This window comes from Kribbella sp. NPDC051586, assembly GCF_044453965.1.
Lineage (GTDB): Bacteria > Actinomycetota > Actinomycetes > Propionibacteriales > Kribbellaceae > Kribbella.
Window position 1 is genome coordinate 1,546,317 of record NZ_JBITDF010000002.1, and the last position, 26,904, is coordinate 1,573,220.

The window sequence follows — 26,904 nt, forward strand, 5'->3', positions numbered from 1 at the left end:
CTGTCGGCATGATCGAGATCGATTGGGCTGAAGAGGCCGGGCGGCTGCGGGCGTCGGCCGAGGGCGAAGGCGACTGGAACGCGACGGTCGCCCGCAGTCTGGTGCGGGACGGCGACAAGGTCCTCGCCGACATCGGCTGCGGTGGCGGCGGGATGGCCAAGGCGCTGGCGGAGGCTCTGCCCAGCGCGACCGTGGTGGCCGTCGACGCGGATCCCGACGTACTGGAGCAGGCGCGGGAGCACACCGCTGGACTGGTCCGGTGTGAGCTGGCGTCGATGGACGACGGCGCGGAGCCGTTGCGTCGGGCAATCGACGCGCCGGCCGACCTGATCTGGGCGTCGGCCTCCGTGCATCACGCTGCCGACCAGCAGGCCGCTGTGGACGCACTGGCCTCGCTGCTCGCGCCGGGCGGACGGCTGGCGCTCGCCGAGGGCGGACTGCCGGCGCGGCACCTGCCGTGGGACCTGGGGGTCGGAGAGCCCGGGCTGGAGCTTCGGCTGGATCTGGCACAGGACCGGTGGTTCAAGGTGATGCGGGAGTCGCTGCCGGGTTCGGTGCCGATGCCGTACGGGTGGACCGAGGCGCTGACCCAGGCCGGGCTGATCGACGCCACCACGCGAAGCGTGCTGACCGAGACGCCGGCGCCGCTGTCGCCGGAACGGCTGGACGAGCTCGTGCAGCAGTTCCGGACCCGGATCGCGCGGATGACCGGCCAGGGGCACGGGCATGGAGACGGACAGGCGCACGGACACGGACATGGCCACGGGCACGGACATGGCCAGGTCGTCCCCGATGAGGAATGGCTCGATGCGGAGGACGTGGCGGTCTGGAAACAGCTGCTGGACCCCGACGGACCGTACTACCTCGGACGGCGCCGCGACCTCGCCGTACTGTCCGTCCGCAGCGTCCACCTGGGGCACGCGCCGCGCTGACATGGCACGCCGCCGCAGGAGTGTCGGCGGCTCGCCGTAAGGTGGGTGCCCATGAACGACCGGCTGGTGTGGATCGACTGCGAGATGACCGGCCTCGACCTGGTGAACGACGCCCTGATCGAGGTCGCAGTACTCGTCACCGACTACGAACTGAACGTGCTCGGTGACGGCATCGACGTGGTGATCGCTCCACCACCGGCCGCACTCGAGCAGATGGGCGACTTCGTCCGCGACATGCACACCGCGTCCGGGCTGCTCGAAGAGCTCGCCGGCGGCACCACGCTCGCCGACGCCGAACAACAGGTCCTCGACTTCATCACGTCGTACGTGAAGGAGCCGCGCAAGGCCGCCCTCGCCGGCAACTCGGTCGGCACCGACCGGACGTTCCTCGTCCGCGACATGCCCCGGGTCGAGTCGCACCTGCACTACCGCAACGTCGACGTCAGCTCGATCAAAGAACTGGTCCGCCGGTGGTACCCGCGGGTGTACTACGCGACCCCGGCCAAGAACGGCAACCACCGCGCCCTCGCCGACATCACCGAGAGCATCGACGAACTGCGCTACTACCGCCAGACCGTGTTCGTGCCCCAGCCCGGACCCGACTCCAACGCCGCCCGAGCGGCCGCAAGTCTCATCGCAGCACCCGTCGCCGACACCCAGACCGGGTCCTGACAGGCTCGATTTCTGGTCCTGACTGTTCATCGCTATGATTGCTCAGCCGTCGCGGTTCGGACGGCAATGGTGGGTGTAGCTCAGCTGGTAGAGCACCTGGTTGTGGTCCAGGTGGTCGCGGGTTCGAGTCCCGTCACTCACCCGATGGCCGGCCATGCCCGCGGATTGCGCGGGCTTGGTCGGCTTCGTCATTTTGTGCGGCTGCGCTTCGCTTGCCGCAGGCGGGGGCTCCGCCACCCGCACCCCCTGCGCCTTCGCTTCGCTCGGCGGCTTCGGCTGGGTTGGGCGGTTGGCTCGGCGGCTTCGGCTGGGTTGGGCGGTTGGCTCGGCTGCTTGGGTTGGGTTGGGTTGGGTTGCTGGCTGGGCGGCTTGGGTTGGGTTGGGCGGTTGGCTTGGCTTGGCGCTGGTGGGTGGGAGGATGTGGGGGTGAAGGGGTCCGGGAGTATGTGGTTCGGGTATGGGGTTGTCGTGCTGGTGACCTTTGGGGTGGGGTTTTTGGCGTTTGCGGTTTGGGTGCTCGCCAAAGTGTTTTGATCTGGGGTGTGATCTGCTCCGGGGGTTGATGCGTCTTCTCGTTTGAGGCATCGACGAGAGGGTGTGGATGAGATCGACTGAGGAGTTTGAGGAGTTCGCGCGGGCTCGGATACCGCAGTTGTATCGGACGGCCTGGCTGCTTACGGGGGATCGGCATCATGCCGAGGATCTGGTGCAGGACACGCTGGCGAACGTGTTGAAGGCCTGGCATCGGGTTGATACGCCGGGGGCTTATGCGCGGACCGCGCTGGTTCGTACTTACATCTCTCAGCGGCGGCGGCGCAGTTGGTCGGAGCGGCCTACGGGGGACGTGCCTGAGGTGGTTGAGCAGGCCGGGGACCCGGAGTTGCGGATGGCGTTGCAGAGCGCACTGGGTCAGTTGGCGCCGCTGGATCGCGCTGTGCTGGTGCTGCGGTTCTTCGAAGATCGCAGCGTCGAGCAGGTGGCGCTTGATCTTGGCAAGAACACCAGTGCGATCACTACCCGCACCGCCCGGGCCCTGGACCGCCTTCGTGCCGTCCTCGGCGACGGCGCCGCCCAGCTGATCGCGCTCTGAACCCGAGGAGAACCATGAACACCCAACTGACAGACTTGATGAACCGGGCCACCGAGAACCTCGAACCGGTTACCTCCGACCTGCTCGAGCGCTCCGTTACGCAGGGGCTGCGGAAGCGGCGCCGGCGTACGGTGTTGCTCAGCGCGAGCGGTGCGGGCGCCGTACTTGCTACTGCTGGGCTCATTGGTGGCGGGATCCAGCTGCTGAGCTCCCCCGCTGACGCTGGGGTCGCCGGGACCGCGGCGCCGCTCACCAAGCCGTCCGTAAAGCCGTCCGTAAAGCCGTCCGTGAAGCCGTCCACCAAGACTCAGCCCGCGTCGGTCACGCCGAAGCAGACACTGGTCACGCTGCGGTCGCTGCTCACGGCATCTGGGCTGACGCTCAGCAAGCCGGAGACCTGGGGCGGTGGCGACTTCGCCGGCGCGGCGTACGTGGCCGACGACGGCAAGGGGGGTGCCCGCGTCGACGTGATGGTGTCCGGTGGCGGCGAGGCGAACCCGTGCGTACCAGTCCGCTCGGGCTGCACCACGCTGGCCGACGGCTCGGTGCTCTACGCCTCACCCGTGTTCCCGGAGTACAGCGACGGCCGCCAAGCGCAGTACGGCGTCGTGAGCCGCTCCGTCACGCTCTACCGCCCGGACGGCCGCAACATCAGCCTGACCAGCTACAACGGCCCGGCAGAGAAGGGGCAGCGTCACACCCGGCAGAATCCCATCCTGTCCTCGGCCGAGCTGTCGACCCTGGCCAAGAGCAAGTCCTGGAAGCTCCCGCCCGTCAACACGGTCAAGCCGTCCGGCAAGGTCAAGACGAAGTAGCCCGCGGGATCAGGTGCTCTTCCAGCGGAGCAACGAGGTCCGTCAGGTGGCGGACCTCGTCTGCTGTGCAGGGGGCGAGCGGCGGCGCGCAGTGGGGTGGGCACAGGCCGCGGGTGTTCAGCAGCGCCTTGACCGTCGGTACGCCGGGACGCACCGTGTGGATCTTCGCCAGCGCGGTGGACAGCTCCTGTAGACGACCGAGATCCGCGCCCGGGGCAACCATCTGCAGTGCGAGCCCCGGAGCGAGATTCGCGATGCCTGGCGTGATGCCGTGCGCACCTGCGCGTACGGCGTCCGCCAGGCCTTGTTCGTCGCCCTGGCTGACCTCGATTCCCAGCGACAGCAGGTAGCGCAGCATCTCCGGGTCGCCGGAAGAGTCCTTGACGCCGGCCAGAAGGGGCTGCAACGCCCGAGCGGTCTCCTGGGTCAGCAACGTCGAGCGAGGCGAGTTGTAGAGAATGACGGGCAGACCGCGCCGACCCAGTGCCTCGAAGTGGGCGACCACCTCGTCGGCGCGGTGCTTGAAGAACGTCGGCGGGCTCGAGACGATCGCATCCGCGCCCGCCGCGGCAGCGTCATCGGTCCGCCGCTCCGCCTCCGCCGTACCAGGGGCTGTGACGTTGACCAGGATCGTCCCTTCGGGCACGAGGTCCCGCCATCGCTTCACCACGCCGGCCGTGAACTCCCCGGCCAGCTCAGCCGGGATCAACGGGCCTTCCCCGTTGCTCCCGAGCAGCATCAACCGGCGTACTCCGACCGAAGCCATTGCCGTCAGCAACTTCTCTGCGGCGTCCGCGGACGGCACGCCCGGCGCGGACATCGGCGTCACCAACGGAACGACCACACCGCTCAGCAGACTCATCCCCCGCCACCTCTCGTCGTTGAACAGCGCGACCTCGCCCCGCTCCATCAGCACGATCAGGCTGAGCAGCGCGCCCCAGGTCTGGAACGGTTCGCTGTTCGGCTTGTCGCAGGCGGCGCCGTGCACGCTCGAGTAGTTCTCGTGGATGTGCCGGTGCTCCCTCCACTCCTTCAGCACCAGCCGCTCACTGCCCTCGGCCAGCCAGGAGGCCGCGTCCTTCTCCCCCGCCCGCAGCAACCCCAGGTAGACGAGGAAGTTCACCGGCGGCCAGGCGCGCAACTCCCAGTACGACGTGTCCTTCAGCTCGATCTTCTCGTTCCGCGGCGACGTCGGCAGGATCCACTCGCCGCCGAACCCGTCCTCGGCCAGCAGGTGGTCCGCGAGCATCCGACCGGTCCGCCGCCCGTCTCCGACACCGGCCACGAGCGGGTAGAAGCTCATCGTCGACAGTCGCGCGGTCAGCCGGCCGGTGTCGGTTCGCCGGCTCCGGTAGATGCCGGCGTTCTCGTCCCACAACGTCTCCATCGCTGCGACGACGCTGTCGTGCCGCCCACGCAGTTCGACCGCGGCGTCCGTCTCGCCGAGGATGTCCGCGATCTCCGCTAGCGCCTCGCAGTCGACGGCGTACAAGCTGTTGAGACCGACGTCGTGCGCCGCGAGCAGGCTCTTGTTCTGGTCGAACGGCACGTCGTCGAACACCGGGTGCCCGTCCCATCCGCTCTCGCACGTCGCGCCGAAGTGCTGATGGATCCGCGGGATGTCCTGCGGCGACGGGTACTCCGGGTCGAAGTACGTCGACCCCGCGCAGAGCAACTCGCCGTCGCGGCGGACGCGCCACCACCACCGGTTCCAGGACAGCAGCGTCCCGAAGCACTCCTCGAGGAACCAGCGCTCGCTGAACTGCCGGTACAGCTCGAGGACCGTCATCGATCCGATCGGCGGCTGCGAGCCGTCGTACGTCTTGCGGCCGGTGCCCTGCTCGACGTTCGGGACGAAGCCTTCCGGGGTGCGGGCGCGAAGCATCTCGACAACGTTGAGATAGGCAACGGCCTTGCTGTTCGGCGAGGCGAGCAGGGCGTTGAAGAACGCGTCCCAGCAGAACAGGGCATAGCCGCCGCGCTTGCCGACGTTCCACAGGCGGCTGACGCCGGTGATGACGCGCGACTTCGACGGCTCGTAGATGGTGTTCCAGGAGATCGAGTCGCGGACGATCTCCTGATGCTCCGCGACCTCGGTGCCGGCGGCCGCAGTGACGATCAGCTCGGCGATCTCGGCAAGGGAGCGCGGGCGGCCTGTGCTGATGCCGACAGCCTGTGCGAGGTCAAGGGCGAAGTACGGGCCGTCGAGGTCGCAGTACGGATCGTCGACATGCGGCGTGGTCGCGAAGACCTCGACCACGCTGTCTGACGTGGCGCGGATGCGGTCTGCCTCGCGGACGACCGTGCCGGGGCGGTTCCACAGGTAGCTGACGCCGACTGTCAGCAGCGCGCTCTTCGGCTGGTTCGCCATCGGCGTCACCAGCGCGACCAGATCCTCGCCGGCGTGTGCGGTCTGGACGCGGATCGTGATGCCGGCCCAGGTGAGCGTGGTCTCGGTGTAGCTGCCGTCGTACGCGTGCGGGCCGAGCGTCACGGTCTCCGCGCCCTCGGTCCGTCGGCCGATCTGCGCCGTACGCAACGACGTACCGCGGTAGTACTCCTTCAATCCGAAGGAGAGGCCGAGCGCGGCCGGAAGCAGGACCTGGGTGAGCACACTGCGGGTGTCCCAGGTGTTCCAGCCACGCGCTACTTCGTCCTGGAGCCGGTCGTACTCGATCGTCATGTCACCAGCTTTGCATCGAAAACGATGCTAATGCGAATTACTTCACGGCGAGTACGCCGTGGGTGACGAGCTCGACGCCGATCGCGAGGGTGAGGAAGCCGATGATCCGGCTGAGCGCGCCCAGTCCCGTCGGGCCGAGCTTGTCGACCAGCGGAGTACCGAAGCGGAGCAGAACCGCCACGAGACCGGCCACGACGACGCCCGCGACGATCACGCTCACGCGGTTGGTGATCCCGGGGTGGCGCGCGGTCAATGCGATCACCACGCCGATCGCCCCCGGCCCGGCGATCAACGGCAGCGCCATCGGCGAGAACGAGACATCCGGCTTCGCCACCCCGTGCGTCTTCTCGTCGTCGGTCAGCGTCGCGCGCGAGACGATCATCCCGAAGCCGGAGTGCGCGACCACCAGCCCGCCGGCGATCTGCAGCGCGGGCAGTCCGATCCCGAGCCCTTCCAGCACGAGCGTGCCGAGCAGCGCGAACACGGCCAGGATCCCGAGCACGTAGACACCGGTCATGATCGCCTGCCGCTTCATCGCGGCGCGGTCCACGCCCTCTGTCAGACCTGCGAAGGTGGCCAGCGCGCCGATCGGATTCGTGATCGGCAACAATGCAGCCAACGCTGAAATCGCAACGTGTACGGGCTCCACGGCCGGGAGCGTACACCCGCCGCGTTCTACTTCGGTTCGACGTACCAGCGTGGGAGTTGATCCGGCTGGAGGTTCGTGGCGTCGCCGGGGCGGGAGAGCGTGAGGATCGCCTGCTGGATCTCCGTGCGGGCGTTGAGCGCGTCCTCGATCGCGTAGAGGCGGGCCGCGACCTCGGACTCGACATCGTTGCCGACGACGTCGACCGCGGCGACGAGGAAGATCCGGTCGGCACCGACCCACTCCATGTGCAGGAACGTGACCCGCTCGATGTCCTTGTGCTCGAGCAGGGCGCGCAGCACCCGGTTGCGCCCGAGCGGCGTCACCGCCTCGCCGGTCAGGAAGTCCATGTTCCGGCTGATCAGGAACAGCGCGACCACGCCGAGCAGGATGCCGACCACGATCGACCCGAGCGCGTCCCAGGCCGCGTTGCCGGTCAGCTGGTGCATCATGATCGCGAGCGCGGCGATGATGATGCCGATCAGCGCGGACAGGTCCTCGACGAACACGGCCCGCAGTACCGGGTTCGACGTGAGGCGGACGTACCGCCACGGTCGCAGCATCCGCTCGAGCGCGCCGGCCTTGGTCTGCCGCATCGCCTGCGTGAACGAGATCCCCTCGAGCACGAACGAGACCCCGAGCACGGCGTACGCCCAGCCGTACGACGTGCCGTCCGCCTCGCCGTGCTGCAGCGACTGGATGCCGTGCCACACCGAGACCGCGGCGCCGACCGTGAACAGGCCGAACGCCGCGAACATCGACCAGATGTAGCCGACCCGCCCGTACCCGAGCGGATGCGTCCGGTCTGCCGGCTTCTGCGCCCGCCGCTCCCCGACCAGCAGGAAGATCTCGTTGCCGGTATCGGCCCACGAGTGCGCCGCCTCGGCCGCCATCGACGCGGACCCGGTGATCACGGCGACCACCGTCTTCGCGGCCGCGATCAAGAGGTTCGCGCACAGCGCGACCAGCACTGTCAGGAGGCTCTCGCTCCCGCCCGCCTCGTCCTCGGTGCTCACACCACGACACTAATGCCCCGCCTGCGGTCTATCCGACGGCCGTGACGACCTCGAACAGGAGCGGCGCGCTCGGGAACTCGGCCCACTCGGGCCGGGTGACGACGCGGCGGAACTCGTCGGTGCCGTGCGCCGCGCGGAAGTCCGCCTCCGACTCCCAGTTGGCGACGTTGACCCAGCGGTACTCGGCGTCGGCCGAGACCGCACGGTGCAGACGTAGCGAGACGAAGCCGGGCTGCGCCATGAAGTACTTGCTGGTCTCGGTCCACAGCGCCCGGAACGCCTCGTCCCGCTCGGGCCGCACCGCGAACCGATTCATCAGCGTGACCGGCCCGTCCACGGTGTGGTCCCCCGCGGGCGCGATCCGCTGCTCGGCCGAAATCTGAGTCATGTCCGTTCCTCCCCTTAATTGCACTGGTGTGCAATGACTGCACTCAGGTATACTCACGGCAGCTGCAGGACGTCAAGGGGAATCGAGGAAATGGTGAGTGACGCCGCACCGAGTGACGCTGCCCCGGAGCCGGGGCGGGTTCGCCAGCGGCGCCGGACCCGGGCCGCCATCGTCAACGCCGCCGCGGAGCTGCTCGGCCAAGGGCGGACGACGCCCGGGGTGAACGAGATCGCCGAAGCCGCAGACGTGTCGCGACGCACGATCTACCAGTACTTCCCGACCTTGGACCAACTGTTGCTGGACGCAACACTCGGGTTGCTCACGCAGACGGACGTCGACGCCGCGATCGAGACCGCCTCCGGAGCCGCCGGCGCGGCCGGGCAAGATGCGGCGGCACGTGTCGAGGCGATGATCCGGGCGCTGGGCGACGCAGCCGCGTCCTCACTGCCGCTCGGGCGCTCGCTGATCCGGCTGACCGTCGATGCGCCCGCGGACGATGCACCCCAGCCGAAGCGTGGCTACCGACGGATCGCCTGGATCGAACGTGCCCTCGACCCGCTGCGCGCGGAGTTGGACGACGACCTGTTCGAGCAACTCGTCTCCGGGATCGCTATGGTCGTCGGCTGGGAAGCTCTCATCGTGCTGCAGGATCTCCGCGGTCTCGATCCGGAGGCCCAGATCGAGGTCTCCACCTGGTCCGCGCGGGCCCTGATCCAGTCCACCTTGGACGAGCAGCGCCGCAGAACCACTTCGACGTCACTCCCCTCGGCCAAGACATCGAGACGGTAGGTCGAACCACCGCAACTGGTCGAACTCCGTATTCACCTGGCCCTCCATCGCGGGGCTGAGCTCCTGACAGCTCGACAGCAGGTCCCGGGCTTCGGCGAGGTAGTCGTCCAGGGCGGACTCGGGAGCGGTGTGGTCGTGGCGCGGGTACCTCAGCTTGCCGTCGGCGTCGTACCCGACCTGGGACAGGCGCATCGGCGGCTCGACCGGGCCGCGATGGTGCCGCCACAGACCGTTGGTCGGGTTGAAGCGGTAGTCGCCGAGCAGCCGCCAGCCGTCGCGGGCGACGAGCTTGACCGCCTCGACGACGTACGTGAAGACCGCCTCGGAGATGAAGTAGTTGAAGTTGACCCGCACCCACCCCGGCTTGATCCCCTCGCACCCGTGCAGGATCTCCTCCTCGAACAGGTGCGAGCGGTCGATGTCGATGCCGAGCAGCGTGTGACCGTACGGACCGGCGCACGAGCAGCCACCGCGCGACTGGATGCCGAAGAGGTCGTTGAGCAGCGCGACCACGAAGTTGTGGTGCAGATACCGCCCGGACGGCGCCTTGACCACGAACGACACGATCGACAGGCGCTCGGAGTCCAGGTTGCCGAGGATCTGCAGACTCGGCTCGGCCTTCCACGCCTCGACCGCACGCCGCAGGTACGCGTCCTCGTGCGCGCGGATCACGTCGATCCCGACGGCCTGCTTCAGCTGGAACGCCAGCCCGGCCCGGATCGAACCGATGATCGCCGGCGTCCCGCCCTCCTCACGGTGCACCGGGTCGTCGAGGTACCGATGCTCGAGCGGATTCACGTACGCGACCGTGCCGCCACCCGGCACATCCGGCACGCGGTTGTGGAGCAACTCCCGTCGCGCGACCAGGACGCCAGGGGTGCCCGGCCCGCCGATCAGCTTGTGCGGGCTGAGGAAGATCGCGTCCTTGTACTCCAATGGGCCATCGCCGTACATGTCGATCTCGACGTACGGCGCCGCGGCGGCGCAGTCCCAGAACGACAGAGCGCCGTACCGATGCAGCAGGGCCGACACCCGCCGGGTGTTGCTGACGATGCCGGTGACGTTGCTGGCCGCGGAGAAGGAGCCGATCTTCAGCGGACGCTCGGCGTACTCCTGCAGTCGTGCCTCGAGTTGGTCGATGTCGATGTGACCGTCCGTGTCCTGGCTGATCACGACCACGTCGGCGATCGACTCGCGCCAGGGCAGCTCGTTGGAATGGTGTTCGTACGGCCCGATGAAGACGACCGGACGCTGGTCGCGCGGTATCTGATCGGTCAGGTGGTAGGTGTCGTCGAGCTCGGCCGGGATCCGCAGCCCCATGATCCCGATCAGCTTGTCGATCGCGCCGGTCGCGCCGGACCCGCAGAAGATGACCGCGGTCTGGTCGTCGCCGCCGACGCTGTTGTGAATGATCCGGCGGGCGTCCTCGCGCAGGCGCGTGGTCTGCAGACCCGTGCCGCTCGACTCGGTGTGCGTGTTCGCATACCGCGGCAGGACCTCGTCCCGGATGAAGTCCTCGAGGAAGGTCAGCGCGCGGCCGGAGGCGGTGTAGTCGGCGTACGTCACCCGACGGGGACCGTACGGCCCAGGCATCACCTGGTCGTCACCGATCACCGAGGCGCGGATCCGCCGCAGCAGCGGCGTGTCCGGCGGCATTTCCCCCTCGGTACTCATGCCTCAGAGTAAGGCGGCAGAGTGACGTTCGTCTCGGACCGGCGCCGCGTCCTGTGGATAAGGTCGGTCCCAGTCGACGGCGAGGAGCGAGGATGACGTTTTCCGGCGAGCTGTGGGACCGCGGTGCCGCTTCTGTGTACGACGAGATCGTCCGGCACCCGTTCATCACCGGGCTGACCGACGGGACTCTCGACCACGACGCGTTCCGGTATTTCATCGTCCAGGACAGCCACTACCTCCGCGCGTACTCACGGGCGCTCAGCCTGGTCGCCGGGCGAGCTCCGGACGAGGACGCGGTCAGTATGTTCGCGCTGCACGCGGCCAACGCGATCGCCGTGGAGCGCTCGTTGCACGACTCGCTGCTGCACTCGCTGGGGGTCACCGCCGCGGACGTCAACGCAGCCGGCTCCGGCCCGACGACCACGGCGTACATGTCCTATCTGACGGCGGTGTGCGCCGCAGGCACGTACGCCGAGGCCGTGGCCGCCGTACTGCCCTGCTACTGGATCTACCGCGACGTCGGCCGGGAGCTGCTGAAGCGGTCCTCACCGGACCCGCTGTACGGGCAGTGGATCGAGACGTACGGCTCGGAGGAGTTCGACGCGGTCGTCGAGGAGGTGCTCGCCGTCACGGACAGACTGGACGTCGGAGCCGCAGAGCGGGAACGTTGTCACCAGCACTTCGCTACGACGTGCCGCTACGAATGGATGTTCTGGGACGCCGCTTACCACAAGCTTGATTGGCCGGTGGGATGAAGGATTTCTACGACGTCGTCATAGTCGGCGGTGGGCACAACGGTCTGGTCGCCGCCACGTATCTGGCCCAGTCCGGGCTCTCCACCCTGATCCTGGAGCAGCAGGCCCACACCGGCGGCGCAGCGGTCAGTGAGCGCGTGTTCCCCGGGGTAGACGCCCGCCTGTCCCGGTACTCGTACCTGGTCAGCCTGCTGCCGGACAAGGTCGTCGCGGACCTGGGCCTCGGGCTGGACCTCCGGTCCCGCGCGGTCGCGTCGTACACCCCGGTACGCCGCTCTGGACGCGACGTCGGCCTGATGGTCGAGCGACCGGAGGGGGCTGTCACTCGTGAGTCGTTCCGGGCGCTGACTGGTAGCGACACGGAGTACGGGGCGTGGAGTGACTTCTACAGCTCCGTGAGCTCGCTGGCCGAGGCCATTGCTCCCACACTCCTCGAGCCGCTCCAGTCCGCCGCGGACCTGCGTGCCCGCGTCGACGGAGCGCTCTGGCAGGAATTGGTGGAGCGCCCGCTCGGCGAGACCATCGAACGACGGTTCACAGACGACACCGTCCGCGGAGTCGTGGCGACAGACGCCGTCATCGGCACCTTCGCCGGACTGCACGACGAGTCCCTCATCCAGAACCGGTGCTTCCTTTACCACCTCATCGGCAACGGCACTGGCGAGTGGCGGGTGCCGGTCGGCGGCATGGGCGCTGTCACGGATGCGCTGGCGGCCGCTGCCCGACGTGCCGGCGCCGCACTGGTCACCAACGCGTCAGTCACGTCCGTCGAGGCTGACGGGGTCCGCGGATCGGTCACCTGGCTCGGTGGTGACGGTGAGCGTTCCGTGGACTGCTCCTGGGTGCTGTCGAACGTCGCACCGTCCACGCTGGCTGCGCTACGTGGCGAGACTGGCGTGGAGAAGCCGGAGGGATCGCAGCTGAAGATCAACGTCCTGCTGCGCCGTCTACCTGCCCTGAAGACCGGCGACGACCCGGCGCGGGCGTTCGCCGGCACGTTCCATATCGACGAGGACTACACCCAGCTGGAGTCGGCGTACCAGTCCGCCCTGAGTGGTGAGCTGCCGGCGGTGCCGCCGTCCGAGGTGTACTGCCACTCGCTCACCGATCCGTCGATCCTCTCGCCTTCGCTGGTTGCCTCCGGCCACCAGACGCTGACCGTGTTCGGCGTGCACTTCCCCGCCCGATTGTTTGCCTCCGACAACGATTCGGTCCGCGCCGAGTCCGTTCGGCGGGTGCTGGCCGGCCTCGACTCGTACCTGGCCGAACCGCTCGAGGACTGCATCGCCCGCGACGCCGACGGAAACCTCTGCATCGAGGCCAAGACGCCGTACGACATCGAGGAATCCGTCGGCATGCCCGGCGGCCACATCTTCCACGGCGACCTCCAATGGCCCTGGGCCACCGACCCCGCCGACGCCGGCCGCTGGGGCACCGAAACCGACGTCGCCAACCTCCTGATCTGCGGCTCCGGCGCCCGCCGCGGCGGCGCCGTCTCCGGCCTCGGCGGCCACAACGCCGCCATGACCATCCTCACCACCTAACCGATTTCGCATCTCCCCGATCCCCCTGCTACGATCCTCTTCGTTCGCGCCGCTAGCTCAATTGGCAGAGCAGCTGACTCTTAATCAGCGGGTTCGGGGTTCGAGTCCCTGGCGGCGCACCAAAAGCCCAGGTCACGAAGGTGGCCTGGGCCTCTTCATGTCTGGCGCGCACCACTTACCCGGGTCTCCGCATCGACCTAGCCGGAACACACTCCACCAAGACGTCGACGGCAACCTCCGTCTGACCGTGACTGTGCGTCACATCACATCGCTTCGCATCGCTACCGATCTCCCAGGTTCGGCGCTCCGCACGGCGTTGAGCAGCCAACCATCAACACGGTTGGAGGCATGAGATGGCGAGGCCACCACTGTCCATCGGAACCTGGGGCAACAGCTCGACCTGGGTCGCGCAGACCGACGACAAAGGCAAGCCGGCCAAGCACAAATCCCAGGCCAGGTTCCGCGACCACGACGGACACGTCCGCCCGGTCTCCGCCTTCGGCACAACCAAGACCGCCGCCGAGCGCGCCCTCATGAAGAAGCTCCAGGACCGCGCCAGGACCAACCAGTCCGGCGAGCTCACCGCGATGCGCAAGATCCCCCACCTCATTCTCCACGAACATCGCGGTCTGACTGGCGACCTTCGATGAGCGTAGAGGTTCCTCAACGGGTTTTCGAACATCTGGCAAATGGGCGCTACACCCGTTTCGTTGAGACCGCGGCTGCTTCGCCCGCAGGTGCGTCCGTCGGTATCCGAATTGCATGTCGTTGCAGTCGTAGCCTCCTCCGGTCGTTCTTTGCTCCTCCGAGCTTCGAAAGTCCGGTGGCCCGTTCGCCGCCGGATGTCCGCCCACGGGAGGTAACTGATGAAGGCCAGAAAGACGGCATTGGCTGTTCTGGCAGCCGTGTTGACGTCGGCGTCGTTCGCGACATCGGCGGTCGCTAGGCCCACGAAGACAGACTCGCCTGCAGCAGACCAACTGCCGGCGAGCTGCTCTGCGGAGGCGCAGGCGGCCGGTGAGTGCATCGGCTGGACCGGCGGGAAGGGCGCAGATCCGTTCGCGGCAGCGATCGCCAGCTCACTGCGTCTCGGCAAGGTCGAGGTAGCCCGGAAGTTCTTCAGCAACCATCGGTCGAAGATGACCACCAGCGCGGACAGCTTGATCAGTCAGGCGTTCACGGTCGCGGCGAAGGATGGTGGCGACGCGGCCGCCGATGTCCTCCAACCGCTGGTGTTCCCCGTCGAAGGGCAGCCCGCCACCGGCGCCGTTGCTGTTCCACGGAGTCCTCAGGCGTCCCAGATCGACAACGGCGAGCCGAAAGCAAGCGGCTACTACTACTGGGTCCTCCACGGGTCGACCACGACCCTGATCTATTACGGGTATGTGGACAGCTCCGGCGCGCACACGCTGGGCGCCATGACGTCCGATCTGGAGGCACACACCTACTTCGAGCGCGACGGCGCCCACATCTACGAGTACATCCGGCGCTCAACTGGGCCCACGAACTATATGTCCAGCGCCTCGGTGAAGATCTACCAGGACGTCACCCTCGGCTCGGACCCGCTGAAGTCCACAGTGTCGGGCTGTACGGCGTCCGGCTATACCCTGGACTGCAATCAATACAGCCACCCCTCAATGACCACGGGGAACTGGTACTACTTCCGGATCAACTGGACCAACAACCCCGCCGGCGGCTACCCCACCTCCAAGGTCCAGGTCGAAACACGCCGCTGGAAGGTGGTAACGGCCTCGAACTGGCAGTTCCTGGCCTACCAGAACGGCGGCTGATCATCGCCGATCCGACTCACCGAACGGGACACAATGACTGACTCCGAGGAGATCGCAAAGGCCGAGCGAATCCGCCTGCAGCTCCTCGACGCGATCTCGGTGGGAGTACAGAACCGTGCCAGGATCCTGGAGATCGCCAGCGACTCCGACACACCAGACGACGCGGCGCGAGCGATCGAACGCGCCTTTGGACTGTCCGCCGAACATGCACGGGCTGTGCTCGAGCTGCAGTTCGCCAGGATGACGCGATCGAATGTGGCACGCATCGAGGAGGACCGAGAGCAGATCCGCAGGCTTCTGGGGTGAACCCCTGACAGATGCGCCCGGCCGCACGTGGCCGGGCGCATCTCTGTGGAACCTTCAACGGGCCTCGGCTGTCTACAATGTGGAGGTATGGACGACCAGCACAGCAATCCGCCCGCCGACAAGACCGACCCGGACTGGCGGACCGAAGGGCTGGGCTGGGCAGGAACCGCCGGCGCCGATGTGATCGCGGCGACGGTCCACAGCGCACTGCTCTCGGATCGTTCTCGCGATGCGCGCGAGTTCGCCGAGCATCACGCAGCGGAGACATCACCGGCCACCCGAGCTCTGATTGCCGAAGCCTTCGCCGTTGAAGAAACGCAAGGTGCCGAGGCCGCCGCCCGCGTGCTGGCACCTCTGGTCTATCCAGATCCATCGCCAGGTACGGCGGCGCCGGCCTGAGCAGCACGGCCCAGACCAGGTCGGTTCGGGCCCAGTTCGGCCGCACCCGGCAGGTAGGCAGCGGGGATGCCCACGCCGTACAGATCGACCTGGGCCGTGACTTCTTGCCAGGCAGTGCACGCCGGCGCCGGCGTGATCTAACGGCGTCCCCACGTGGCGTGACACGTAGCTTGTCTTGGAGAAGATCTTCACAGACTGCGACGCGGCAACATTGCTCGCGGCCTCGACATGAATGATCGAGCAACGGAGCACCGCGTTCCTCAGCAGTCGGCTCGTCAGATCGGGGCCAGATGATCATCACTCCCAGCCTCGTCCCGCTATGCCATAGCTCGGCAGCACGAGATCATGCGGTGCACTCAGCGCACCTCTTTACGCACCTCAATCAGCGCGAGAGGATGGTTGCCGATGAGAACTTACACACAACCAGCGGCCACGGAATCCGTTACCTGTAAGGGATTCCGAGCATCATTGAACAATGATGATCAATCTCAGCCGGAATTCAGCGGGTTCGGAGTTCGAGTCCCTGGCGGCGCACAAAAGCCCAGGTCACGCGAGTGGCCTGGGCTACTTCGTGTCCGGCGCGCATTCCTTACGCACTCAATTGGTTGTCGAGCTAACGGCGGTGGCGTACCTCGGGGTCACAGCGTCCTGCCGCTGGCCATGACTGTGCGTCAAGTCACAGCGGTTCGCATCGTTCCTCGGATCTCGGGTTGTCTTCTGTCCGCTACCGTGCCGCGTTCTGGCGGGCGACGGCGCCGATACCCAAGACGATCATGTCCACCCCGAGGCGGTAGTAGTCATCGACGCTGTGACGACCGGTCAACGCTTCAGCCGCGTCCCGGATGTTGGGGTAGCGATCAGCAGCGAGGTCCGCGAGTTCGTCACGCTCGGCGTCATACTGGTACTGGTCTTTTCCCTTGGCGCGAGGTTCGTGGTCGACGAGCGCTACCGCGGCTTGCGTTGCCAACTGGACCAGCATCGCGCTTTCGGCCGGTCCTAGACCGGCTTGACGCGTGCAGTCCAGCATAGTTTCGAGTGCCGCCATGAACCTGGGCAATGGGACCAGCCTCTCGATCACCAGTCGGCCCATCCACGGATGAGCGCGCTGTTGCGCGATCAACGTCTGTAGCACCTGTCGGAGTTGGTCGTCCCAGGAGCGTTGATCCCCCGACATATCTCCGAACTCGCCTACCGCGATCACCGACTCGGTCATGGCGTCAAGCAGGCTGTCCTTATCGCGGAAGTGCCAGTAGATCCCCATCTGGCTGACCGCCAGCTCACGCCCCAACCGACGCATGGATACCGCAGAGAGTCCCTCGCGATCTGCGAGCGATACCGCAACCTGCAGGATCTGCTCCGGCGACAGGGCAGGCTTCGAAATCTCTTCCACACGGCTCAGGATACGGCATCCATCGGATGTTACCATTACGCCGTAAAGTGTCGAGAGGATCGATAATGCACCGGCCTTCCGTTGGGGAAATGCGCTCAAGCTGGCGTAGCCGCACATTAAGCGAGCTTCGCGGGGACGTGTTGGATGTCGGAGCGGGAGACGGCGCCGCGTTGCCATACTTGCGCGGCAACACCCGGGTGACCTGCTTGGAGCCACATCCGGGCTCGGCGCGTTGGCTGCGAAGCTTGGAGACCGGTGCGGAGGTGCTGGAGGCGCGCGCCGAGGACATTCCGCTCGACGACGCGACAATGGACTTTGCCGTTTGTTCGGCAGTGCTCTGCTCGGTTTCCGATCAGACGTCCGCGCTACGCGAGATACATCGGGTACTGCGGCCCGGCGGTCAAGTCTTGCTGCTCGAGCACGTGGCGGCGCCGCGCGGTTGGCTGCTACGTGGCCAGCGGTTCGTCGCGCCGGTGAGCCGGTTGCTGGACCGGGGCTGCGATCCGGCTCGAGAAACCGAACTCGCGATCCGTTGTTCCGGGTTCAGCATCGTCGACCTCTGTCGCCTCGTCGCCCTCGGGCCGTGGGGAATACCGATCCCCCATCTGTCCGGAGTGCTGTCACGTCCGGCATCTGGCCGGCCGGACTTCTCGGTCGAAGAAGATCATCGAAAGGAACTACCGCATGAATGACCGTCTTGGCCTCCTGTTCGCTGGTGTCACACTCGCGGCCTCGGCGTTCGTCGTACCGTCAGACTCGACAGAGGAGAGCCAGAAAGCTCGCCCCCAAGATCACTCCGGTGATCTCGGGGGCCTTCTTCAGTCGACAGTCGGCTGGACGGTGTAAGTCACATTCAGCAGTTGACCATGGCGTTCGAAGGCGGTGAGTTGAAGGCGGTCAGCCTCCAGGCGCCGCGGCAGTAGTGGCGTCCCACCGGTGAGTGCTACCGGTGCAATGCCCAGGGTGATCTCGTCCAAGGCGCCGGCATCTAGCAGCTGACCGGCGAGCTCACCGCCGCTGGAGATCGCGACGTCATCGCCGCCGGCCGCCGCTCGGATGGTTTCGAGGTGGTCGGCGACCGGACCCTGGACGAAGCGGACGTCGGCGCCAGCGGGGACGGGGAGAGCACGGGTTGTGAAGACGAACATCGGCCGGGTTCCGTAGTAGGTCTGCCAGGTTGCGGGCTCGGCAAGCATGTTCGCCGACTGCAGGAGCCATTCGTAGGTCGTCGAACCAGTCACAAGTGCACCTACGCCGTCCAGCAGGCTCGGCGGCGGCCCGTCACCACGGTCCACACTGAACAACCACTCAATCGAGTTGTTCTCATCGGCGATATATCCATTGAACGACGTCGCCGCACGGTAAACAAACTTGGCCATCCCCGAACTTTACACCGTAAAGAGGTATGCCGCGACTCTTGATCAGGCTCATCGAATCTCTGTACGCCTCGCCCCCAGACTTCTCGGCCCCATCTGTCTGGCCCGCCCGCTCGGCGCGCCTGTTCAAGCGTGTCGGCCGCCTCGCCTCCAGCGGTGGGTTTCCCGAGTCGTACTGGCTGGCGTCAGGGCGAGAATCTGGGCGAACTGTCGCTCGGCGTCCGTCGGATCTAAGTCCACCGCAGCGATCGCGCCGCTGGCATGGGTGCGATCCTCGTCGGTCAGTACTCCTCCGAACAGCCATGGTTGGCCGTCTGCGTTGGAGTAGGCCAGTCGCAGACGGTCGATGTCCACGTCACCCAACGGCGTCGGTGCCCAATCGACGCGCAGGAGCGCCGAAGCGTGCTCGCGCTTCGGCGCGGGCCTGTCCCACATTGTGCCTTCAAGACATTCGATGAGTGGGGTGACCGACACGCTCGAGAGCCAGCCCGAGATCGCGTAGGGCTCCTGGAAGGCGAAGTCTTGCGCCGTCCTGAGGTGATCGACGTCGAGAACGTGAATGCAACCCGTGTGCACAATGCCGTCGCTGGACAGCGTCGGGCCCCTGGCCACCAGTTGTGCCGACCAGTTGTCCATGTAGTCCTGATGGTCACCGTGGATCTCGTGGTCTGCCTGCCGGAACTCGGCACTGTCGACGCCCCGGACCAGAAACTGCATGATGATTCTCCTTCTCAAGCTGTCGAGTGACAGAACATGCGCCATACAGCCGCAGAGGCTGCTCACCGGCCGCGCCCCCGCCAGGATGGGCGTCAGCACAGAATTTCGGCGAACTGCCCGACGGATGCAGGTCGCTTTACACAGTAAAGTGATGTTAACATGCAACAGCGGCGTGCGTGGCACACTGGCGCATCCTTAGGTCGCACGCGAGCAAGTCCTGAAAACCTGCTCGTATTGCTTTACGATGTAAAGGGAGGTGTCGTCGGGCCGCTGCGCCCACGCTCAGGGGTACGAGAACGGTCGGTTCGCTTCGGGTGGAGTCGAAGTGTTTGAGGTGATGGGGCGTCTGTCCGAGCATTCGCCTGGCGGTTCGGCCACAGCTACGTCAAGACCACGGTGAAACCGGGGACGGGAGAAGTACATGAAGATCGCAACATTGCTTTGTGTTGTGCTGGCTGCGGCGGGGGTCGCAACACCCGCGCAAGCGTCCACCGTCGGACAGGCACCTGCGGGTGCCGCAACGTTCGCGGTGCAGGCGAAAGCGGCGGGTTACAGTCCGAAGCAGGCCTCGGAACTGCAGGCCCAGGTCGATACCTACCTTCACCAGTTCGGCGGGCGGCAGGTCGCGATCAACAAGATCGTGTTCGACGGTGGCGAGGTGCTCCTGCCATTGCCGGGCGAAGCAAGAGCACGCGAGCTCGGGACCTCGCCCACTGCGGCGCAGAAGGTGGTGCCGGCGTCTAGTTCGGCCGGCCTGCATTGCCCGTACCAGTACCTGTGCATCTTCCACGACCGCAACTACACCGGGCCGGAAGTCAAGATGTACAAGTGTGGCCCTGCGGGCGAGGTTCGTGTCATCTGGGCCGGGATCGGCTCATATGCGGACAACGAAACGCCATACACGTACGCACACTTCCACGACGGCCACGGCACCGACTACGAAGTAGCCACCGGCGGTGATGTCAACCCGGCGTTGAACTGGTGGTACGTCCACGACGTCTGGGCCTGCTGACGTCATGCCAGGACGAGGACCTTCAATGCATCGACGTCGTCCACTGATCGTGGCAGCACTGGCGGCGTTGTCGACCATCGCAGGGGTGGTGACCGCACAAGCCGGCCCTCCTGAAGTCGCCGCGTCTGCCGCGCCATCCAACAACCCACCTCCACGTCATAGCTCGTCTCGCCTCACGAACCCAGCAACTGTGCTGTCCAAGTCCTGGCGGACTTCAGACGACCGGATGCTGACCACCGAAGGTGACGCGGCCGGCTTTCACATCCTGGTAGCCGACGAGAAAGACGGTTACGCCTGGCGGACAGCCGCGACTCTCCGCGAGCCTGGTGTGGACGCGGATCAGTGGGTCGGCCAGGCATGCATGACCGAATCGACTCGTCGTGCGGTGGTCGTCTACGCACCGCGCGGCTTCGCCAACGACCCTGTGCTGTCGTTGCGCGGCGCGTTCGCTGCAGTCGTCGACCTCGACTCGGGCCAGGTTCGCAGACTACCGACGCGCACGAGCCTCGCCTACTTCAACCCGGGCTGCGGATCGGGAGAGTCCGCGGTCCTCACCCAGGAAGGCGACGACAGCCTCCCTGGCACCCGTCTCACGCGCGTCGACGCGACGACCGGACGGCTCGCCAAGCCGGTTCTCGCGTCGATCCAGGTCTCGTCGGCGGTGCCGACAGCCAGTGGAATCGTCGGCGCTGCCAGCAACGCGCTGGTCTCGGTCGCGAACACCGGCAAGGTGCGAGGCATCGTCCGTGCAGCCGGGACGCCGTTCGACCTGACCGTGGACGCGAACGGCGCGGTCGTGCACTCGGACCATGTGGGTACGACGGTGCGGGTACGACGTACCTCGGGACGCCTCACCGACACCGTGGGGACAGGACCATTGCAAGCCGTGAATGTGCAACGCGGTGGACACGGCACGGTGTATGTCACCGGGAAGGTCACAACCGCGAAGGGTGCCGCGAAGCTGGTCACTCTGCTGCCTGACGTCACCCCGATCGAAGGCCTCTCATCCGCCGGCCACCTCGTCCTGTCGCCGCAGGCCAAGGCGCCTGCGACAAGCAGTACGACGCCGTCCGCGACCGTCGAGCTCGCCGGTCGGGTACCTGCGACAGGGCGTAGCGTCAACTTCACCGTGCCGATACAGGCCGAGTCGGCGGCCGTGGCTCCGATGGACGATCCTGTCGACGACGGCCACACCTGCGCGATCCCGCGCAACGACGTTAACCAGCTCGTTTACCAGCCCACGCCTCGACAGGCCGAGTGGGCAGTGGACCAAGCGGTCAGGCATGCCCTCACCGTCAGCCGCCCGTTCGACTGGCATCACGACGGCATCGGTGGCTACACCCCGCAAGGCCTGTTCCCCGCACCTGGCCTCTCCGGCGGCGGCTTCATCCCAGCGCAGATCATGCTAGGTATCACCGCCCAGGAGTCGAACATGTCGCAGGCCAGCTGGCACGCGATGTCCGGCGAATACGGGAACCCGCTCGTCGGCGACTACTACGGAAACAAGTCACAGAGCTGGGGCATCGACTTCTCGAAGGCCGACTGCGGATACGGCATCTCGCAGGTCACCGACGGCATGCGACTAGCCGACACCAAGCTCACGAGCATGCAGAAGACCGCAGTCGCGCTCGACTATGCAACCAACATCGCGGCCGGTGTTCAGATCCTCGAGCAGAAGTGGAATGAGCTCTACTCCCACGGCATGCTCGTGAACGGCGGCGACCCACAATGGATCGAGAACTGGTACCTCGCTCTGTGGGCCTACAACTCCGGCTACCACCCCCTCGGCGACCCGAAGACCGACGGGACCGTGTCCGGCCTGGGCTGGCTGAACAATCCGGCCAACCCCCGCTATCCACAGGACCGGCTCCCCTTCCTCGAATACACCTACAGCGACGCCGCGCACCCACAGAACTGGCCGTACCAGGAGAAGGTCATCGGCTGGGCCGGGCATCCGATCGACACGCTGGACGGGACCGGCTATCGCCCTGCGTGGTGGCTGACTGTGGATGACCGCCGCGCTGCCCAGCCTCCGCCCAAGGTGCTGTGCACCGAGGTCAACGAGTGCACGTACGGCGCCACCTTCCCTCCCAACGACCCGGATGTGGTCGGAGAGCCGGCTGGTCCGTGCCACCACAAGAGCCCGGCAGGTCTCTACAACCTGCAGTGCTATTGGCACACCTCGGTCAGCTGGCGAGACTGTGCATCCGGCTGCGGGCACGAAGTGGAGAGATTCGACCCAGGCCAATACCCCGAGCAGCCGGCCGGCACCCACTACCCACCGGCATTTCAATGCGGTACCGGACCTCTGCCGGCGAACACGATCATCGTCGATGATCTGCCGTCGTCCGTCCCCAGCCTGAGTTGTCCATCGAAGCCGCCGAGCGCAGGAACATTCAGCATGACCTTCGGTACCGGCGCCGAAGGCCAGCACCCAAGCAAGATCGACCTTCACCAACTCGGCGGAGGCCTGGGCGGACACTTCTGGTTCGCACATACCTGGGCGGGCAGTCCGGCGATGCAGGTGACGGGCACCTGGACACCAACCACGCGACTGTCCGGATGGACCCGGGTTCTTGTACACGTCCCTGACCACGGCGCGATGACCCAACAGGCGCACTACGTCATCCACCTAGGTAACGGAGGCACCGAGAACCGATACATCCCTACCGACATCGAGGCGAACACCTGGGTGAACCTCGGGGTCTTCAACTTCGTCTCGGGCAGTGACACGCCGCGGCTGGTCCTCGACAACGTGTCGCCCGACGGAGACGGATCGTCCGACGTCGCATGGGACGCGGCAGCGTTCTCCAAACTGCCAGGCAAGCCCCGCGACATCGTCGTACAGCTCGGCGACTCCTACTCCTCAGGCCAAGGCGTCGGAGCATACGAGGACGTCTCCAACCGAGGGCTCCCGACTGCGGGCAATGGCGCCGACACCGGCACCCCGAGCTGGAACGCCTGCCGACGCAGCCGCTCCTCCTGGGCGCGCAAGGCCGTACTGCCGGGCAGCGCATCGACGGTCGGCAGCCGCACCGATACCAACGACCCGAGCCTGGACTACCACAGCGTCGCCTGCTCGGCGGCGCTGACATACAACATCGATCCGGATCTCGGGCGTGAAGAGCCGGGCCATCTCGGGCAGCATCACGAAGTGCCGCAACTGGAATCCGGATTTCTGGACAGCAATACCACGCTCGTCGCTCTGACGATCGGCGGCAACGACATCGGATTCACTCAGGTCCTCGAGAGCTGCAGCATCGCTGCACCAGGCAACTGTCCGGCCTACGAGGACCTCCTGCCGACCATCGACAAGCTCGCCGGCCCACTGACAGCCGTACTCGACGCCATCCGGATCAAGGCACCCAATGCTCAGATCGTGCTGTTGGGTTATCCGAGGCTGTTCGCTCCTCAGACGCCCGACGACTGCTCGACCGTCGTCGGCACCCAGGACGAGAGACACCGGCTGAACCAGTGGGCCGATTATCTGTCGACCGTCGAGGAGCACACCGTGGCCGCCTACAACCTGAATCGTCCAAGCGGGAGCCCAGCGGCCAAATACCACTTCCCTGGACCCGAATTCTCGGGTCACGAACTGTGCAACCCGCAACCAACCACGCAGTACGCACTCAATGACCTTGTAGCGGCCCCGCACGGAGGACCAAGCGACTTCACCTGCCCAGGCAATCCGATCTGCGCAAGTATGGAGTCGTTCCACCCCAACGATCTCGGCAGCACGCTCTACGCGCAGGCCTTCCAGAACGCACTCACATCCTGATAGCCACCTTGTCGCACAGACGAAACGGCCCCGCGCTCAGGCGCGGGGCCGTTCGGCCACCGACCAGATTCGTCAGATCGCTTGGACAGGGTGGTGGATTTATGCCGCTGACGGGTCGGGCCAGGTGTTGTTGTCTTGCAGGACCTCGCGTTTCAAGGTGGCGTTGAATGCTTCGGCGAGGCTGTTGTCGGCGCTCGTGCCCACGGCACCCATGGACTGGGTGAGGCTCAGTTCGTGGCAGTGCCGGGCGTAGTCCTTGGATGACCGATCCGTGGTCGCTGCGGAAGACCGCTCCGGCGAGGCTGCCGCGGGTGGCCTGTGCGGCTTGAGTGCGTCGGTGACGAGTTCGGTGCGCATGTGGTCGGAGAGCGCCCAGCTGGCCAGGCGGCGGGAGTGACAGTCGATCACCGTTGCCAGATGGAGGTTGTTGCCATCAGCAACAGAAAGGTAGGTGATGTCGCCGACGTTTGAGGTTCGGGGCTTCGGCGGCGTAGCCCGGGCGGATCGGCCCGGGCGACCGGCTGGTGTGCGTCGACGTACCCGGCTAGCAACAGATCCGGGCACCGCGGGCCAGAACGTTGCCTGTGCGGCTGCCGAAGATGGTCGGCGCGTCCGCGACTGCGAATCGGTAGACCATGTCGATGGTGGGTTTCACGGTGAGTACGACGTCGCCGTTGCTGTTGGCCGTGAGTGCCGTACCAGTCGTGAAGGGCGGTTCGCCACGATACGGCGACGTGTGGAACTCGAGGGTGCCAGTTGCCCCTGCCCAGGGGATGGTGGTGTTCGTTGCTGGGTTGTAACGGGTGACGTGGAACGTGATCTTCGTCGTTCCGTCGACCGCGTTCCACACACCCGCACCGGTGGCCACAGATTTGAGCCGCACGTCGGTAACCGGCTCGTTGAAGACGACGTCCGGTCGGTCGCCCGGGTCCGTGACCTTCCAGGTCCAGGTTCCCATCGGGTCGTCGCTGTAGACGTCGCCGACACCCGTGGTCCGCTGCAGGAACCACGCATCACTGGTCAGAACGGTGCCGGCGCTGGCAGTCCAGGTGATCTCCGGTGGAGCGTCTCCGGTGCAGGAGCGGGTTACGCTGAACTGCTGGTACGGCTTGTCGATCGTGAGCTGGGCGGGCGCGGTCAAGGTGCAGCTGGGTGATTCGGCGCTCGCCCTGCCAATGCCCGCCGTGCCTGCCGCGGCTGCCAGCGCGGCGGCGAGGGCCAGGGCGAGGAGGACCCGCAGGCGCTTCGGTCGGTTCAGAACTCGGGTTGCCATGAGGCGATCCATTTCATCCGGTCGTCTACGTACTCAAGTCGGTAGTCGGTGCTGGAGCCCTCGAACGCGGCCACTGTGGCCGAGATCAGTCCCGTCAGCGTGCCGTCGGGCCATGCCGGACTGGCCGGTTCCTCCGGCGTTACCCACCAGACCTTGCCGACAGCTTCGGTGTCGGCTGTGAGGAAGGCACCGGTACCGTCGCCGGCGAACGGGAATGCCTCGATGCCGGTACGACGGCACCACACAACCGGCGACCGTCCCTCGGCTGCGACAACGCTCAGCGGCAGCCACTCCCACCATGGCGGGAAAACGAAGAATCCTCGGTGGCCGGGTCCTTCGGGATGCGTTCCGTCGTGCATCCGGTAGAGCGGGGTGAGCGCATCGGGAGTCGCGACCCCGAGCTGCAGGGCGGTTGCGGCGAGCAGGTCGTCTGGAGCCGCGGCCCGTAGCTCGCCGGCCGCCAGGGGTTGCCGAAGAAGTATGGTGTCCAGCTCGGCCAGCAGCTTGTCGATTGTCACTGCTCCTCCTCGGCGCACTCCGGCGGTTCCGGCGGTGGCTCCGGAAAGACTGGACCGTCGTACACGTCGACCTGGTACTGATCTTTGGCCAAGACTCTGTCCTTGATCAACCACAAGCCCATCCAGCAACCCGATCGCCTGTTGTCACTGCTGTTGATGTACCTGACCGAGAAGTTGTAGTTCGGGAGCGGTGGCGCCAGCGATCCCTCGAGGGTACTCGCGAACGGATACTCGTCGCAGTCGGTGTTAGCTGGTTTCTCCGGTTCAGCTGCTACGCACGCCGCCCTCGACGCGGCGCGTTGATTGGCGTTCAGTTGCGCGTCCCAGTGCCGGGTGATCTTGCTCGGAATCGTCTTGGTCCCGTTTGCGGGAGGCGTCGGATCCGTCGAGTTCGGGTCCTGCTGCGCCTGCCGGATGTGCTGCGCAGACTCGGTGATTCCGGCATCGTTGATGTTCAGGGTCAGGTGCGGGAGGGTCGGGAAGACGCAGGCCTCCTTCTTGAATTCCTTCCGCGTCAGCTGTGCGGAGTCGCACCGCCAGCTCATGCTGAACTCCTGGATGCCGCCGGTGATTTGGTCAGTCTGTTGTCCGTTGGGCGGCGACGTGAAGTAGTACGGGAAGCTGACCTGGCCGGTGTCCAGGCTGATCGGATTCTTCGTGGTCGCTGCTTGCGGGGACCGGAACGAGAACGTCAGCCCGACTGCTTCTAGCTCCGCCACGCTGACCGTCTGCCGGTTCGACGGAGTCATCGAGCAGGTTGCCGGCGCATCGTCGGCCGAGCAACTGGGCGTCATCGAGATCTGTGCGACATCGGCCAGCAGCGCGCGACGGTGGGGCGCCTGAACCTCGTCCGCGCGGAAGGTAACCTCGATCGTCCGCCCGTCCTCGGACGCCCTCGCCATCATCGTCAACCGGAATGCGATCGTGCCCAGCGGATAGAGCTGGCCTGCGGACCACAGAGTGATCGCGTGCTGCTTCCAGGCACAGCGCTGGAAGTGGTTGACGATCCGCCCGCCACCGGTGGAGTTCGTTATGTCCGCCCCGGTTCCAGGCTTGCGGCAGTCGTCGGCGGTCCAGTAAGTGAAATCGTCGTACGGCCGCGGTCTGTCCTCTGCAGCTAGCGATCGCGGCTGGCTCTGGCCGGCTGTGCTCGGGGTTGGTTCTGGGGTCACAGCAGGACCGCCGGCATCAGCCTGCTGTGCGGCCGTGGCAGTGAATCCTAACGCGAGCAGAAGAGATAACAGGGCGAACAGTTTGAGACGCCTCACCGGACATCCCCCCAGGATGGTGTCGGAACGCCGACCGATCGGACGGGCGCATTCGCCTCATCGACAGGTGAGC

At 66.3% G+C, this 26,904-nt stretch carries 26 protein-coding genes and 2 tRNA genes; 16 read left to right on the forward strand and 12 right to left on the reverse strand.

Going from position 1 to position 26,904, the window contains the following annotated elements:
• The first annotated feature begins 8 nt into the window (after positions 1–8).
• The 5 genes from ACIA58_RS17710 to ACIA58_RS17730 all read left to right on the forward strand — a co-directional run bounded on the left by ACIA58_RS17710 (position 9) and on the right by ACIA58_RS17730 (position 3,509).
• Positions 9–932, forward strand: a complete 924-nt coding sequence (locus ACIA58_RS17710) for a class I SAM-dependent methyltransferase (RefSeq protein ID WP_396404720.1) — start codon at positions 9–11, stop codon at positions 930–932.
• 51 nt (positions 933–983) lie between these two features.
• Positions 984–1,604, forward strand: a complete 621-nt coding sequence (gene orn, locus ACIA58_RS17715) for an oligoribonuclease (RefSeq protein ID WP_396404721.1) — start codon at positions 984–986, stop codon at positions 1,602–1,604.
• Positions 1,605–1,673: 69 nt separating this feature from the next.
• A tRNA-His gene (locus ACIA58_RS17720) sits at positions 1,674–1,746 on the forward strand.
• A 459-nt stretch (positions 1,747–2,205) separates the two neighbouring features.
• Positions 2,206–2,694: a SigE family RNA polymerase sigma factor gene (locus ACIA58_RS17725; RefSeq protein ID WP_396404722.1), complete on the forward strand. Its 489-nt coding sequence runs from the start codon at positions 2,206–2,208 to the stop codon at positions 2,692–2,694.
• Positions 2,695–2,708: 14 nt separating this feature from the next.
• Positions 2,709–3,509, forward strand: a complete 801-nt coding sequence (locus ACIA58_RS17730) for a hypothetical protein (protein ID WP_396404723.1) — start codon at positions 2,709–2,711, stop codon at positions 3,507–3,509.
• On the opposite strand, the gene ACIA58_RS17735 is transcribed toward ACIA58_RS17730, so the two are convergent.
• Genes ACIA58_RS17735 through ACIA58_RS17750 form a run of 4 tightly spaced genes read right to left on the reverse strand, consistent with a single transcriptional unit; the run spans position 3,496 to position 8,242 of the window.
• Positions 3,496–6,192: a dihydrodipicolinate synthase family protein gene (locus tag ACIA58_RS17735; protein ID WP_396404724.1), complete on the reverse strand. Its 2,697-nt coding sequence runs from the start codon at positions 6,190–6,192 to the stop codon at positions 3,496–3,498. The genes ACIA58_RS17730 and ACIA58_RS17735 overlap by 14 nt on opposite strands.
• A 37-nt stretch (positions 6,193–6,229) precedes the next feature.
• Positions 6,230–6,841 carry a MarC family protein gene (locus tag ACIA58_RS17740; protein ID WP_396404725.1) on the reverse strand — a complete coding sequence of 204 codons (612 nt, stop codon included), beginning with the start codon at positions 6,839–6,841 and terminating at the stop codon, positions 6,230–6,232.
• A 26-nt stretch (positions 6,842–6,867) separates the two neighbouring features.
• Positions 6,868–7,854 carry a cation diffusion facilitator family transporter gene (locus tag ACIA58_RS17745; RefSeq protein ID WP_396404726.1) on the reverse strand — a complete coding sequence of 329 codons (987 nt, stop codon included), beginning with the start codon at positions 7,852–7,854 and terminating at the stop codon, positions 6,868–6,870.
• Between the two features lie 28 nt (positions 7,855–7,882).
• Complete coding sequence (locus ACIA58_RS17750) at positions 7,883–8,242, reverse strand: antibiotic biosynthesis monooxygenase family protein (RefSeq protein ID WP_396404727.1); 360 nt, start codon at positions 8,240–8,242, stop codon at positions 7,883–7,885.
• Positions 8,243–8,335: 93 nt separating this feature from the next.
• On the opposite strand from ACIA58_RS17750, the gene ACIA58_RS17755 reads away from it, so the two are divergent.
• Positions 8,336–9,031: a helix-turn-helix domain-containing protein gene (locus tag ACIA58_RS17755; protein ID WP_396404728.1), complete on the forward strand. Its 696-nt coding sequence runs from the start codon at positions 8,336–8,338 to the stop codon at positions 9,029–9,031.
• Here ACIA58_RS17755 and ACIA58_RS17760 read toward each other — a convergent pair.
• A complete protein-coding gene (locus ACIA58_RS17760) occupies positions 8,999–10,705 on the reverse strand; it encodes an aminotransferase class V-fold PLP-dependent enzyme (RefSeq protein ID WP_396404729.1) in 1,707 nt (568 codons plus the stop codon). The genes ACIA58_RS17755 and ACIA58_RS17760 overlap by 33 nt on opposite strands.
• A 92-nt stretch (positions 10,706–10,797) precedes the next feature.
• Here ACIA58_RS17760 and tenA point away from each other — a divergent pair, with 92 nt between their 5' ends.
• The 7 genes from tenA (at position 10,798) to ACIA58_RS17795 (ending at position 15,499) form a co-directional block, all read left to right on the forward strand.
• Positions 10,798–11,460 (forward strand): thiaminase II, encoded by a 663-nt coding sequence (gene tenA / locus ACIA58_RS17765; RefSeq protein WP_396404730.1) that lies wholly within the window; start codon positions 10,798–10,800, stop codon positions 11,458–11,460.
• The gene (locus ACIA58_RS17770; protein WP_396404731.1) at positions 11,457–13,004 is read left to right on the forward strand and encodes a phytoene desaturase family protein; all 1,548 of its coding nucleotides are present in this window, start codon (positions 11,457–11,459) and stop codon (positions 13,002–13,004) included. The genes tenA and ACIA58_RS17770 overlap by 4 nt, the downstream gene beginning before the upstream one ends.
• 46 nt (positions 13,005–13,050) lie before the next feature.
• Positions 13,051–13,126, forward strand: a tRNA-Lys gene (locus tag ACIA58_RS17775).
• A 231-nt stretch (positions 13,127–13,357) separates the two neighbouring features.
• The gene (locus ACIA58_RS17780) at positions 13,358–13,654 is read left to right on the forward strand and encodes a hypothetical protein (RefSeq protein ID WP_396404732.1); all 297 of its coding nucleotides are present in this window, start codon (positions 13,358–13,360) and stop codon (positions 13,652–13,654) included.
• Between the two features lie 216 nt (positions 13,655–13,870).
• On the forward strand, positions 13,871–14,794 hold the full coding sequence (locus ACIA58_RS17785; protein WP_396404733.1) for a hypothetical protein: 924 nt from the start codon (positions 13,871–13,873) through the stop codon (positions 14,792–14,794).
• A gap of 33 nt (positions 14,795–14,827) precedes the next feature.
• The gene (locus tag ACIA58_RS17790) at positions 14,828–15,100 is read left to right on the forward strand and encodes a hypothetical protein (RefSeq protein WP_396404734.1); all 273 of its coding nucleotides are present in this window, start codon (positions 14,828–14,830) and stop codon (positions 15,098–15,100) included.
• Positions 15,101–15,187: 87 nt separating this feature from the next.
• Positions 15,188–15,499, forward strand: coding sequence for a hypothetical protein (locus ACIA58_RS17795; RefSeq protein ID WP_396404735.1), 312 nt, complete (start codon positions 15,188–15,190; stop codon positions 15,497–15,499).
• Positions 15,500–16,223: 724 nt separating this feature from the next.
• Here the strand turns inward: ACIA58_RS17795 and ACIA58_RS17800 are convergent.
• A complete protein-coding gene (locus tag ACIA58_RS17800) occupies positions 16,224–16,889 on the reverse strand; it encodes a TetR/AcrR family transcriptional regulator (RefSeq protein ID WP_396404736.1) in 666 nt (221 codons plus the stop codon).
• Between the two features lie 89 nt (positions 16,890–16,978).
• Here ACIA58_RS17800 and ACIA58_RS17805 point away from each other — a divergent pair, with 89 nt between their 5' ends.
• Entirely contained in the window at positions 16,979–17,581 is a 603-nt protein-coding gene (locus ACIA58_RS17805) for a class I SAM-dependent methyltransferase (protein ID WP_396404737.1), read from the forward strand.
• A gap of 126 nt (positions 17,582–17,707) precedes the next feature.
• Here ACIA58_RS17805 and ACIA58_RS17810 read toward each other — a convergent pair whose 3' ends face one another.
• Both ACIA58_RS17810 and ACIA58_RS17815 read right to left on the reverse strand, forming a co-directional pair.
• Entirely contained in the window at positions 17,708–18,268 is a 561-nt protein-coding gene (locus ACIA58_RS17810; RefSeq protein ID WP_396404738.1) for a dihydrofolate reductase family protein, read from the reverse strand.
• A 123-nt stretch (positions 18,269–18,391) separates the two neighbouring features.
• The gene (locus ACIA58_RS17815) at positions 18,392–18,982 is read right to left on the reverse strand and encodes a YciI family protein (protein ID WP_396404739.1); all 591 of its coding nucleotides are present in this window, start codon (positions 18,980–18,982) and stop codon (positions 18,392–18,394) included.
• A 421-nt stretch (positions 18,983–19,403) separates the two neighbouring features.
• On the opposite strand from ACIA58_RS17815, the gene ACIA58_RS17820 reads away from it, so the two are divergent.
• The gene (locus ACIA58_RS17820) at positions 19,404–19,994 is read left to right on the forward strand and encodes a hypothetical protein (protein ID WP_396404740.1); all 591 of its coding nucleotides are present in this window, start codon (positions 19,404–19,406) and stop codon (positions 19,992–19,994) included.
• Positions 19,995–20,220: 226 nt separating this feature from the next.
• Positions 20,221–23,772, forward strand: a complete 3,552-nt coding sequence (locus ACIA58_RS17825; RefSeq protein WP_396404741.1) for an SGNH/GDSL hydrolase family protein — start codon at positions 20,221–20,223, stop codon at positions 23,770–23,772.
• Positions 23,773–23,871: 99 nt separating this feature from the next.
• Here the strand turns inward: ACIA58_RS17825 and ACIA58_RS17830 are convergent, their stop codons facing one another.
• The 4 genes from ACIA58_RS17830 to ACIA58_RS17845 are packed head-to-tail and all read right to left on the reverse strand — an operon-like array spanning position 23,872 to position 26,735.
• A complete protein-coding gene (locus ACIA58_RS17830) occupies positions 23,872–24,336 on the reverse strand; it encodes a transposase (RefSeq protein WP_396404742.1) in 465 nt (154 codons plus the stop codon).
• Entirely contained in the window at positions 24,317–25,045 is a 729-nt protein-coding gene (locus tag ACIA58_RS17835) for a hypothetical protein (protein WP_396404743.1), read from the reverse strand. The genes ACIA58_RS17830 and ACIA58_RS17835 overlap by 20 nt, the downstream gene beginning before the upstream one ends.
• Positions 25,027–25,563: a hypothetical protein gene (locus ACIA58_RS17840; RefSeq protein WP_396404744.1), complete on the reverse strand. Its 537-nt coding sequence runs from the start codon at positions 25,561–25,563 to the stop codon at positions 25,027–25,029. The genes ACIA58_RS17835 and ACIA58_RS17840 overlap by 19 nt, the downstream gene beginning before the upstream one ends.
• Entirely contained in the window at positions 25,560–26,735 is a 1,176-nt protein-coding gene (locus ACIA58_RS17845; protein WP_396404745.1) for a hypothetical protein, read from the reverse strand. Before ACIA58_RS17845 ends, ACIA58_RS17840 begins: the two co-directional genes overlap by 4 nt.
• Positions 26,736–26,904 lie beyond the last annotated feature (169 nt).

What these genes read in the sequence shown, in the direction of transcription:
- ACIA58_RS17825 (WP_396404741.1), top strand. Translation starts at nt 20,221, where the DNA reads ATGCTGACCACCGAAGGTGACGCGGCCGGCTTTCACATCCTGGTAGCC.
- ACIA58_RS17725 (WP_396404722.1), top strand. Translation starts at nt 2,206, where the DNA reads ATGAGATCGACTGAGGAGTTTGAGGAGTTCGCGCGGGCTCGGATACCG.
- ACIA58_RS17785 (WP_396404733.1), top strand. Translation starts at nt 13,871, where the DNA reads ATGAAGGCCAGAAAGACGGCATTGGCTGTTCTGGCAGCCGTGTTGACG.
- ACIA58_RS17735 (WP_396404724.1), bottom strand. Translation starts at nt 6,192, where the DNA reads ATGACGATCGAGTACGACCGGCTCCAGGACGAAGTAGCGCGTGGCTGG.
- ACIA58_RS17810 (WP_396404738.1), bottom strand. Translation starts at nt 18,268, where the DNA reads ATGGCCAAGTTTGTTTACCGTGCGGCGACGTCGTTCAATGGATATATC.
- tenA (WP_396404730.1), top strand. Translation starts at nt 10,798, where the DNA reads ATGACGTTTTCCGGCGAGCTGTGGGACCGCGGTGCCGCTTCTGTGTAC.
- ACIA58_RS17790 (WP_396404734.1), top strand. Translation starts at nt 14,828, where the DNA reads ATGACTGACTCCGAGGAGATCGCAAAGGCCGAGCGAATCCGCCTGCAG.
- ACIA58_RS17760 (WP_396404729.1), bottom strand. Translation starts at nt 10,705, where the DNA reads ATGAGTACCGAGGGGGAAATGCCGCCGGACACGCCGCTGCTGCGGCGG.
- ACIA58_RS17730 (WP_396404723.1), top strand. Translation starts at nt 2,709, where the DNA reads ATGAACACCCAACTGACAGACTTGATGAACCGGGCCACCGAGAACCTC.
- ACIA58_RS17795 (WP_396404735.1), top strand. Translation starts at nt 15,188, where the DNA reads ATGGACGACCAGCACAGCAATCCGCCCGCCGACAAGACCGACCCGGAC.
- ACIA58_RS17820 (WP_396404740.1), top strand. Translation starts at nt 19,404, where the DNA reads ATGAAGATCGCAACATTGCTTTGTGTTGTGCTGGCTGCGGCGGGGGTC.
- ACIA58_RS17780 (WP_396404732.1), top strand. Translation starts at nt 13,358, where the DNA reads ATGGCGAGGCCACCACTGTCCATCGGAACCTGGGGCAACAGCTCGACC.
- ACIA58_RS17710 (WP_396404720.1), top strand. Translation starts at nt 9, where the DNA reads ATGATCGAGATCGATTGGGCTGAAGAGGCCGGGCGGCTGCGGGCGTCG.
- ACIA58_RS17770 (WP_396404731.1), top strand. Translation starts at nt 11,457, where the DNA reads ATGAAGGATTTCTACGACGTCGTCATAGTCGGCGGTGGGCACAACGGT.
- ACIA58_RS17815 (WP_396404739.1), bottom strand. Translation starts at nt 18,982, where the DNA reads ATGCAGTTTCTGGTCCGGGGCGTCGACAGTGCCGAGTTCCGGCAGGCA.
- orn (WP_396404721.1), top strand. Translation starts at nt 984, where the DNA reads ATGAACGACCGGCTGGTGTGGATCGACTGCGAGATGACCGGCCTCGAC.
- ACIA58_RS17835 (WP_396404743.1), bottom strand. Translation starts at nt 25,045, where the DNA reads ATGGCAACCCGAGTTCTGAACCGACCGAAGCGCCTGCGGGTCCTCCTC.
- ACIA58_RS17805 (WP_396404737.1), top strand. Translation starts at nt 16,979, where the DNA reads ATGCGCTCAAGCTGGCGTAGCCGCACATTAAGCGAGCTTCGCGGGGAC.
- ACIA58_RS17750 (WP_396404727.1), bottom strand. Translation starts at nt 8,242, where the DNA reads ATGACTCAGATTTCGGCCGAGCAGCGGATCGCGCCCGCGGGGGACCAC.